10 protein-coding genes are annotated in these 9534 nt (G+C 70.0%); 6 read left to right on the top strand and 4 right to left on the bottom strand.

Annotated features, from left to right (window positions below; genetic code table 11):
* Window positions 1-120 precede the first annotated feature (120 nt).
* A complete protein-coding gene (locus J2754_RS15730; RefSeq protein WP_188880177.1) occupies window positions 121-780 on the top strand; it encodes a metallophosphoesterase family protein in 660 nt (219 codons plus the stop codon).
* Window positions 781-817: 37 nt separating this feature from the next.
* The gene (locus J2754_RS15725) at window positions 818-1024 is read left to right on the top strand and encodes a hypothetical protein (RefSeq protein WP_188880176.1); all 207 of its coding nucleotides are present in this window, start codon (window positions 818-820) and stop codon (window positions 1022-1024) included.
* On the opposite strand, the gene J2754_RS15720 is transcribed toward J2754_RS15725, so the two are convergent.
* Entirely contained in the window at window positions 1021-1653 is a 633-nt protein-coding gene (locus tag J2754_RS15720; RefSeq protein ID WP_188880175.1) for a rubrerythrin family protein, read from the bottom strand. The genes J2754_RS15725 and J2754_RS15720 overlap by 4 nt on opposite strands.
* Window positions 1654-1848: 195 nt before the next feature.
* Window positions 1849-2715, bottom strand: coding sequence for a sulfurtransferase (locus J2754_RS15715; protein ID WP_188880174.1), 867 nt, complete (start codon window positions 2713-2715; stop codon window positions 1849-1851).
* A gap of 233 nt (window positions 2716-2948) precedes the next feature.
* Here J2754_RS15715 and J2754_RS15710 point away from each other — a divergent pair, with 233 nt between their 5' ends.
* A complete protein-coding gene (locus J2754_RS15710) occupies window positions 2949-3743 on the top strand; it encodes a sulfurtransferase (protein ID WP_188880172.1) in 795 nt (264 codons plus the stop codon).
* Here J2754_RS15710 and J2754_RS15705 read toward each other — a convergent pair.
* Entirely contained in the window at window positions 3740-4732 is a 993-nt protein-coding gene (locus J2754_RS15705) for an AI-2E family transporter (protein WP_188880170.1), read from the bottom strand. The genes J2754_RS15710 and J2754_RS15705 overlap by 4 nt on opposite strands.
* 94 nt (window positions 4733-4826) lie before the next feature.
* On the opposite strand from J2754_RS15705, the gene J2754_RS15700 reads away from it, so the two are divergent.
* Genes J2754_RS15700 through J2754_RS15690 form a run of 3 tightly spaced genes read left to right on the top strand, consistent with a single transcriptional unit; the run spans window position 4827 to window position 8724 of the window.
* Window positions 4827-5918 (top strand): thiamine ABC transporter substrate-binding protein, encoded by a 1092-nt coding sequence (locus tag J2754_RS15700; protein ID WP_211087968.1) that lies wholly within the window; start codon window positions 4827-4829, stop codon window positions 5916-5918.
* Entirely contained in the window at window positions 5891-7708 is a 1818-nt protein-coding gene (locus J2754_RS15695) for an ABC transporter permease (RefSeq protein WP_342590138.1), read from the top strand. Before J2754_RS15700 ends, J2754_RS15695 begins: the two co-directional genes overlap by 28 nt.
* A complete protein-coding gene (locus J2754_RS15690; RefSeq protein ID WP_188880165.1) occupies window positions 7705-8724 on the top strand; it encodes an ABC transporter ATP-binding protein in 1020 nt (339 codons plus the stop codon). The genes J2754_RS15695 and J2754_RS15690 overlap by 4 nt, the downstream gene beginning before the upstream one ends.
* A gap of 3 nt (window positions 8725-8727) precedes the next feature.
* On the opposite strand, the gene J2754_RS15685 is transcribed toward J2754_RS15690, so the two are convergent.
* Entirely contained in the window at window positions 8728-9405 is a 678-nt protein-coding gene (locus J2754_RS15685) for a class I SAM-dependent methyltransferase (protein WP_188880163.1), read from the bottom strand.
* Window positions 9406-9534: the final 129 nt, after the last annotated feature.

Below are 9534 nucleotides of genomic sequence, written 5' to 3'. Positions count from 1 at the left end.
ATCGAACCGACCCCCGCCGCGGTACGGCGAATCACGGGGTGAACGATCGATGGAGATCCGGCGATCGGGCGCTCGACCACGGGGAGACGTTTTTGCGCGAGCGGACCGTTTCGACCGTGTATGCGTATCGGGTTGCTCTCGGACATCCACGCGAACCGGGTGGCACTGGAGGCGGTATTGGACGACATGCCCGACGTGGACGCGCTCCTCTGTGCGGGCGACGTCGTCGGCTATAATCCGTGGCCGGCCGCGTGCGTCGAGGTGCTTCGCGAACGCGACGTCCCGACGGTGATGGGGAACCACGACCGGATGGTGGCGTCCGAGCGCAACTTCGGAGCGAACGGGATGGCGCAGGCGGGTGTCGCGCACGCACGGTCCCGGCTCGATGCCGACGCGCGCCGGTGGATCGGGTCGCTCCCCCGGGAGCGCGTCGCGTGCGACGGGCGGGTGAAGGTCGTTCACGATCACCCGGAGCGAATCGACCACTACACGTACCCGCGAGAGTTCTCGCCGGCGCTCTTGGGCGACGAGGAAGTACTCGTCCTCGGCCACACCCACGTTCAGGGGTATCGGGCGTTCGAGGCGGGCCTCGTGGTGAACCCGGGGAGCGTCGGCCAGCCGCGCGACGGTGACCCGCGCGCCGCGTACGCGGTGCTCGACATGGACGAGAAGACGATCGAGGAGCGACGAGTCGAGTACGACGTCGAGCGGGTCGTCGACGCCGTCGCGGAGGCGGGACTCCCGGACGGGACCGGGAGTCGACTCCGGGAGGGGCGATGAACGAAGTGACGCGTGGCGCGAGAAGAGGGGGGTCGCCGTGAACCGACCGTTCGTCTACGGGTCGCTCTCGGTCATCGCCCTGCTCGTGAGTGCGGTGCTCGGCTTCGTCCTTCTCGGGCCCGTCGGCGCGGTCGTGGGCGGCGTCGGCGGTCTCGTGGTCCTGTTCGTCACGTACGGTGAGGCCGCGGGCGACCCGGAGCGGACGCCGGAGGTGCGGCCGACGGAGCGAGGGGAAGAGGACTAACAGACCGGCTTCGGGTTGACGCCCATCGACTCCAACTGTTCGGTGTACTCGTCGTAGGCGGCCTGGATCGCGCCGTCGGCGGCGGCCTTCGCGGCGTCCCAGTCGGTCTCGTCGGCACAGATCGTATCGAGCAGAGCGCGCGCGGCGTCGAGTTGCCCCTCGAGGTCGCCCTTGAGGTCCCGGAAGGTCGATGCGGTCATCGGGTCGGCTTGCCCGGTGAAGAATCCCGTGTACTGTTCTTTCGACTTCTCGGTGGCGAGGACGCGTCCGATCATGCCGCCGGCGCGTTCGACGGTCGTGTCGAGGTCGCGGAGGTACGCCTGCATCGCGGAGACGTCGTCGCCCGGTTCGTGATCGTCGAGTTCGCCGAGGACGATCTCGTAGTGCTCGCGCTCCTGGTCGGCGGCGTCCGCGAACGTCTCGCCAGCGGGCGTGTCGGTGCCTTCGTCGGCGGCCCAATCGGCGAACGTCTCGGCGGCGGCGTGTTCGGCGTCCGCGGCGGCGTGCAGCACCTCGTCGGGTTCGAGGTCACCGCCGGTGGCGGCGTAGAGCGATTTGGAGGATCCCAAGCGTGAGAGCGCGGTGTCGTTGTCGTCGCGGACGGACTCGACGAACTCGTCTGGCGTCATGAACGCGACTTGTACGCGGGAGGCCTAATACCCACCGTCACCGGTGGCGAAGTGAGTCGAGAGAGCCCCGTGGCTACGCGACGCGAAAAACGGGAGAAGTTGGAACCTCGTTACTCGCGCCTCGCTTTCGTCGTGCGGGGCCTCCGGTCCCGCATGGCTCAGCGCTCGTCTCTTCGCGAAACCTTCAGTTTCGCGTTACTCGCCGCTGCCGGTCTCGATGGGGGCGTCGACGAGGTTACCCCACTCGGTCCACGAGCCGTCGTAGTTGGTGACGTCGTCGTAGCCGAGGAGCTCGGAGAGCGCGAACCACGCGATGGAGGAGCGCTCACCGATGCGGCAGTAGGCGACGACCTCCTGGTCGTTCGTGACGCCCTCGTCCTCGTAGAGCTCCGCGAGCTCCTCCTTGGACTTGAAGCGGCCGTCCTCCTGGACCGTCGCGGCCCAGGAGACGTTCTTCGCGCCGGGGACGTGGCCGCCGCGCTGGGCGGTCTCCTGCAGTCCGGGCGGCGCGAGGATCTCGCCGCTGTACTCCTCGGGCGAGCGGACGTCGACGAGCGGAATGCCGCGATCGATGGCGTTCTCGACGTCGTCGCGGTAGGCGCGGATGGACTCGAAGGGGCCGCGCGGCGTGTAGTTCACGGAGTCGAAGTCGGCGACCTCGTCCGTGGTCGGGTACCCCTCGTCGAGCCAGTAGTCGCGGCCGCCGTCGAGGAGGTAGACCTCCTCGTGGCCGAAGTACTTGAACTGCCAGTAGGTGTAGGCGGCGAACCAGTTGGAGTTGTCGCCGTAGAGGACGACCGTGGAGTCGTCGCTGATGCCGTGCTCGCCGAGCAGGGTCGCGAAGTCCTCCTTGGAGAGGATGTCGCGTTGCGTCTGGTCCTGGAGTTGCGTCTCCCAGTTGAACCCGATGGCGCCGGGCGCGTGCGAGTCTTCGTACGCTTCGGTGTCGACGTCGACCTCGACGAGTCGATACTCGGGGTCGTCGGATTCGAACTCGTCGAGGTTGGACTCGACCCAGTCCGCGCTGACGAGAACGTCGTTGGCGTAGTCGTCGTCTACCATGTCTATCGCTTGTGACCCCGCACATATAGTTCTGCGTGCCCTCGCAGGTTCCCCCGCACCTTCCAACTCGGAGCACTTGTTGCCGGTATTCGGTGCGGGGGAGTTCGAGTGTCGCGGCCGGCCGCCCCCGAAAGAAGAATTCGTTGCCGGCTTCTGTGAGGGACGCGGGCGGACAGCCGCCACGTGGGACGGGACCCGAAGCGGTATCCACCCGGGCGGCGTAGGCCGACGCGATGGACGAGGACGTCATCGTCTCGGCCGAGTGGGTAGACGTGCACAGAGGGGATCCCGGGGTCGTCGTCGTCGACGTCCGCGACGCCTGGGAGTACGACGGCATCGGCCACGTGCCGGGCGCCGTCAACGTCCCCTTCGACACCTTCCGCGGCGGCGGCGAGGAAGGGATGCTTCCGCCCGAGGACGAGTGGGCCGCGCTACTCGGGGAGCACGGAATCGGCGCCGACACGACGATCGTCGCGTACGACGACACGCACGGGGTGTTCGCGGCGCGTTTTCTCGTCACCGCACTGCTCTACGGTCACGACGACCTCCATCTGCTCGACGGCGACTACTCGGCGTGGATGCAGGGTCACGAGACGAGCACGGCGACGCCGGACGTGGAAGCGGTGGAGTACGCCGTCACGCGCCCCGCGGAGTCGCCGCTCGTCACGATCGACGAGGTCGCGGCGGCGACCGAGGCGGAGGACACGATCGTCGTCGACACGCGCGAGCCGGAGGAGTACGCGGAGGGGCACATCCCGGGAGCGGTGAACCTCGACTGGAAGGAGGTCGTCGACGAGGAGACGCGCGGGCTGAAGGCGCGCGCGGACGTCGAGGGGATCTTCGCGGGGAAGGGGATCACGCCCGAGACGCACGTGGTGCTCTACTGCAACACGGCGCGCCGGATCAGTCACACCTTCGTCGTGCTCCGGTGGCTCGGCTACCCGGACGTCTCCTTCTACGAGGGGAGCCTCACGGAGTGGAAGGACGCCGGCCGGCCGCTCGAAGCGGGGGCGGACTCGGACGGCTAGCCCCTGTGCTTTCCCTCCTCGTCGGCGAGGAGCGAAACGGTCTCGACGAGGAGCGCGACGGCGAGCGGTCCGACGATGACGCCGAGCGCGCCGACCGTGAGGAGCCCGCCGGTGAACCCGACGAAATAGAGACTCCCGGGGATTCGCGCCGTGTGCCGGGAGAGACGGGGGCGAACGAGCGGGTCGGGGAGCCACGCGACGAGCGTGCCGGCGACGACGAGGACGGCGATGGCGCCCGTCACGTCGCCGACGCTCAACCGATAGAGGGCGAGGCCGAGAACGACGAGGCTGGGGCCGACGACGGGGAGGAACTGGAGGACGCCGCAGACGAGCGCGAGCGTCACGGGGTACGTGAACCCCAGTAGCCAGAAGACGGGCACGGCGATCGCGGCCGTGACGGCGGCCGTGGCGGCCTGAAGAACGTAGATCGCGTACAGCGTCTCGCGCGCGCGATCGGAGAGCGCCGCGACGACGTCGTGGTACCGCAGCGGGACGGCGGCGAGTACGGCCGACTCGGCGTCCTCGTGGGCGACGAGGAGGCCGAAGACGAGGACGCCGAAGAGGGTGAACTTGATCCCGAGGACGGGGAGCGAGCCGAGGACGGAGAGGGTGATGTCGCGGAGGACGCCCTCGACCGTCGCCGTCAGAGTCGAGACGTCGATCGTGTACACGACGCCGGCGATCGAGAGGCCGAAGGAGTCCGGGAGCGCGCGGATGAAGGCGAGGACGCCGCTGGAGCGAACGTAGAGGAGGTAGACGAACGCGGTGGCGGGGACGAGCGAGACGACGGCGGCGCCGACGGCGGTCGTGGCGGCCGCCCACCACGGGTCGAGGCCGCGGTCCTCGATCCGGTAATAGACCGGGGCGAGGAGGTAGGCGACGGTCGTGGCGAAGACGACGGTCCCGAGCACGCCCGCGAGGACGACTAGCGCGAGCGAGGCGATGAGCGCGAGCAGGGCGATGAGGACGGTTCGGCGGGCGTACGGCACGAGCGGAGGTTCACCGGGCGGGGGTAAAAACGCACCGCGGGGCCCCCGGCGCGGACCGACAGCTACGAGTACCACCGGGTGAGACCACGACGTAGTGAGACGACGCCACTACCTGCGGGCGGCCGGCGCGACGGCGGCCGTCGCCCTCGCGGGGTGTGCGGGCGACGGTGGGGAGACGACCACGACGGCCGGGACGGCGTCCGGAACGCGGACGCTCACCGTCGCGACGTACCCCTCCTTCGTCGACGGCGACGGCTCCCCGGGCGCGTGGCTTAAACGCGAGTTCGAGGCCGCACACGACGGCGTCGCCGTCGAGTGGACGACGCCCTCGTCGGGGTCGTCGAACGTCGCGGAGTACGTCCAGCGCAAGCGGCGGGGCGCGGCCATCGATGCGGACGTCTACGTCGGATTGAACACGGACGAACTGGTGTTGATCGACCGGGAGCTCGACGCGTCGCTGTTCGCGGCGATCGGCGACGACCTCTCACACGCGGGCGACGTGAGAGAGGGGTTGATCGTAGACCCGGAGGGACGCGCGCTTCCCTACGACACGGGCTACATCACGCCGGTCGTGGACGCGACAACGCTCGACGCCGTCCCAGAGACGTTCGACGACCTCCTCGACTCGCGGTATCGGGGCGACCTCCTGACGGAGAACGCCCAGAGTTCGGACACGGGGAAGGCCTTCCTCCTCCACACGATCCACGAGAAGGGCGGCGACGGCTATCTCGACTACTGGCGGGGTCTGCTCGACAACGACGTCCGCGTCCTCGACACGTGGCAGGCGGCGTACAACGCCTACACGGCCGGCGAGGCCCCGATGGTCGTCTCGTACTCGAACGACCAGGTGTACGCCGCGAACGAGGGGCGCGACCTCGACGCCTACGAGGTCGTCTTCCTGAACGACGAGGGGTACGCGAACCCCGAGAGCACGGCCGTCTTCGCGGACAGCGACGTCCCGGACCTCGCTCGGTCGTTCGTCGACTTCGTGCTCTCGCCGGCCACACAGGACGTCGTCCCGCAGCGCAACTACCAGTTCCCCGCGACCACGACCGGATCGCTCTCCGGCACCTACGCCGAGTACGCGAAGACGCCGCCGACGCCGGTCACGCTCACGTACGACGACCTCGCGGGACACGTCTCCGAGTGGGTCGAACAGTGGTCCCGACTGATCGCACAGCACTGAGCCGACGCCTCGACGGCGCCCGGACGCACGCGGCCGGCGTCGCGGACGCGATCGGTGCCCGCGGCGCGTTCCTCGCCACGTGTTGCGTGCTCCTCGTCGTCTTCTACTACCCCGTCGGGACGGTGCTCGTCGCGGCGTTCACCCGCGGGGGCGACCCCTCGCTCGCGCCGCTGTGGGCGACGCTCACCGATCCGTTCTACTTCGGCGCGCTCGCCGGCGCGCTCGCCGATCCCGCGAGCGTCCCCGGAGCGATCGCGGAGTGGGCCGAGGCGGGGTTCCCCGCCGTCCGCACCGGCCTCTTCGGGTTCACCGCGTTCCTCGCGCTCCTCGGCACCGCCGGGGCCGTCGCCGTCGGTCTCCCGGGCGCGTACGTCCTCGCGCGCTACGAGTTCCCCGGCCGGGAGACGGTCCGCTCGCTCACCGTCGTCCCGTTCGTCCTCCCGGCGATCATGGTCGCGGTGGGGTTCACGACGATGTTCGGGACGAACGGCGCGCTCAACGACGTCCTCGGTCTCGTCGGTCTCAGCGTGGACGTCGCCTTCGGGCTGCCGATCGTCGTCGCCGCGCTCACCTTCTACAACGCGCCGCTCGTCACGCGATTCGTGGTCGCCGCCACCGAGACCGTGGACGTCCGCGCCGTCGAGACCGCGCGGACCCTCGGCGCGCCGCGCTGGCGGGCGGTCGTCGACGTCGTCGTCCCGCAGGTGCTCCCCTCCTTCCTCGCGGGCGTCCTCATCGTCTTCGTCTTCGACTTCATGGCGTTCCCCATCGTCCTCGCGCTGGGGGGACTGCGACTCGCCACCGTCGAGGTGTGGATCTACTCGCTGGCCTCCGACCTCCGCATCCCGGAGGCGGCGTCGCTCGCCGTCCTCGAAGCCGCGATCACGCTCGCGCTCACCTACGTCTACCTGCGCGTCGAGCGACGCGGCGGGCGCGACACCGCGACCGCGTCGGTCCCGCGCGTCCCGTTGCTCGGCCCGCCGAGCGCCGGCCGCCTCCTCGCGCTCGCGTACGCGTGCATCGCGCTCGTCCTCTACGTCGGCCCGCTCGCCAGCATGGTCGCGGAAAGCCTCACCCGCGGGGGATCGCTGTCCGCGGCCAACTACGCGTTCCTCCTCGCCCAGCAGTTGGGCAGCGGCGGCGCGCGCCCGACGGTCGCCGTCTCCAACAGTCTGCTGTTCGCCGTGGGTGCGGTCGCACTCGCCGTCCCGATGGGCGTCAGCGTCGCCGTCGTCACCGGCGGCGAGGGTCGACTCCGGCGGCTCAGCGGCGCGCTCCTGATGGCACCGCTCGCCGTCAGCGGCGTCGTCACGGGGATCGGACTCCTCCGCGGTCTCGTCTTCGGCGTCGATCTGTTCGGGTACCATCTTGCGGTCACGGGCCCCGTGGCCATCGTCGCCGCACACGCCGTCGGAGGGTATCCGTTCGTCGTGCGGAACGTCGCGCCCTTACTCGCGCGCGTCGAGGACGATCTCGTCGCCGCCGCGCGCACCCTCGGTGCCGGTCCCGCACAGGCGTTCCGCGACGTCACCCTGCCGCTCGTCGCGCCGGGCGTCGTCGCCGGTGCGGCGTTCGCCTTCGCCATCAGCGTCGGCGAGTTCAACGCGACTATCGTCCTCGCGCGCGACGGGGCGTCGTACACGATGCCGATCGCCCTCGAACGCTACCTCTCGAACCCCTCGGTCGGCCCGTATCTCGGCCCCGCGGCCGCGATGGGGACGGTCCTCCTCGTCGTCACGGCGGCGAGTTTCGTCGTCGTCGAACGCCTCGGCGGGCGGTGGGAGCGATGAGCCTCGAACTCGCCGGCGTCGAGCGGGCGTACGGGGACGCGACGGCGCTGCGCGGGGTCGACCTCACCGTCCGGGACGGCGAGTTCTTCACGCTCGTCGGCCCCTCGGGCTGCGGGAAGACGACGACGCTGCGCTGCATCGCGGGCCTCGAAACGCCCGACGCCGGTGCAGTGCGATTCGACGGCACCGACGTCTCCGGCGTCCCACCGGAGGAGCGCGACGTCGGCGTCGTCTTCCAACACTACGCGCTCTTCCCGATGATGACGGTGCGCGAGAACGTCGCCTACGGGTTGCGCTTCGACCCGCCCGCGGAGAAATCGGTCGAGGACCGGGTCACGGAGCTGCTCGCGCTCGTCGACCTGGAGGGGATGGGCGGACGCGACCCGGACGCGCTCTCCGGCGGGCAGCGCCAGCGCGTCGCGCTCGCCCGCGCGCTCGCCCCCGCACCGGACGTCCTCCTCCTCGACGAACCGCTCTCCGCGCTCGACGCTCGGCTGCGCGACGAGCTCCGCCTCGAGCTCACGCGCGTCCAGCGCGAGCTCGGCGTGACGACGGTCTACGTGACGCACGATCAATCGGAGGCGCTCGCGGTGAGCGACCGACTCGCGGTGCTGAACGACGGGCGAGTCGAACAGGTCGGCGAGCCCGAGGCCGTGTACGAGACCCCGGAGACGCGATTCGTCGCGGCGTTCCTCGGCGAGAACAACTGTCTCGACGGGCGAGCGGTTGGAGGGGAAACGAAGGGGTCGACCGTGCGAGTCGGGGACGCGTCGTTCGCCGTCACGGGCGACCACCGGGGGGCGGTGACGTGCTGTGTCCGGCCGGAATCGATGGACGTGAACGCGACGCACAATCGCTTCGAAGCGCGCGTCGCGGACGTCGAGTTCCTCGGCGACGGCTACAGGGTACACTTCGACTGGAACGGTCGGTCGATCGTCGCGCGCCTCGACGACGCCCCGACGGGGCGCGTGACGCTCGGATTCGACCCGGACGAGGCGGTCGTGCTGGAGCGCTGACCCTCAGGGCGCGACGCCGACGGTGAGCAACGTCCCGAGAGTGCGATAGCGCTCCACCATGTCGGCGCGGGTGTCGAAGCCCTCGTACGGGAACGCGTCCGCGTCGGGGATTTCGACCTCGCGGTCGGGGATGGTGTCCTGTTCGGCGACGTGGAGGCCGGCGTCGCGGAACGCGTCGCGGTACTCGTCCGTGTCCCAGCGCGTCATCTCGACGCCGATCCCGTCCTGCCAGCCGTGGGAGTGGACGTTCTCCTCGTAGTAGTTCACCGCACAGTAGAAGGTGCCGCCGGGGCGGAGGACGCGGCGGACCTCTTCGAGGGTGTGTTCGGGGTCGGGCGCGTAGTAGAAAGCCTCCATCGAGAAGACGTGGTCGAACGAGTCGGCCCCGAAGGGAAGGGCGTCGAAGTCGCCGACGACGTACTCGATCGCGTCGTCGTCGGTGTACGACCGAGCGTTGCGCGCCATCTCGGGCGATCCGTCGAGGCCGACGCCGCGATCGATCCCGCGTTCGCGCAGCGCACGCAGCGCGTACCCCGATCCCGTCCCGAGGTCGAGGACGGCGTCGCTCTCCTCGACCGGCATTCGCGCGAGCACGTGTTTCGCGGTGTGCCAGTGGCGATCCTCCATGCCCTTATCGCGGCCCGACGCCGCCCAGTCGTCGAACTCCTCGCGGACGCTCATACGGAACGCGACGGCGCTAGTCGGGTAAAGCGATTCGGTACGCCCCAGTCGCCTCGCCGGTGGCTCCCCGGTGGCTCCGTCCGCTTCTTCCGACGGGCGATCCGTCCGCCGGGGACGCACGCGCACACG

This window comes from Halarchaeum nitratireducens, assembly GCF_017874695.1.
GTDB lineage: Archaea > Halobacteriota > Halobacteria > Halobacteriales > Halobacteriaceae > Halarchaeum > Halarchaeum nitratireducens.
This window is presented reverse-complemented; position numbering and strand designations above follow the sequence as displayed.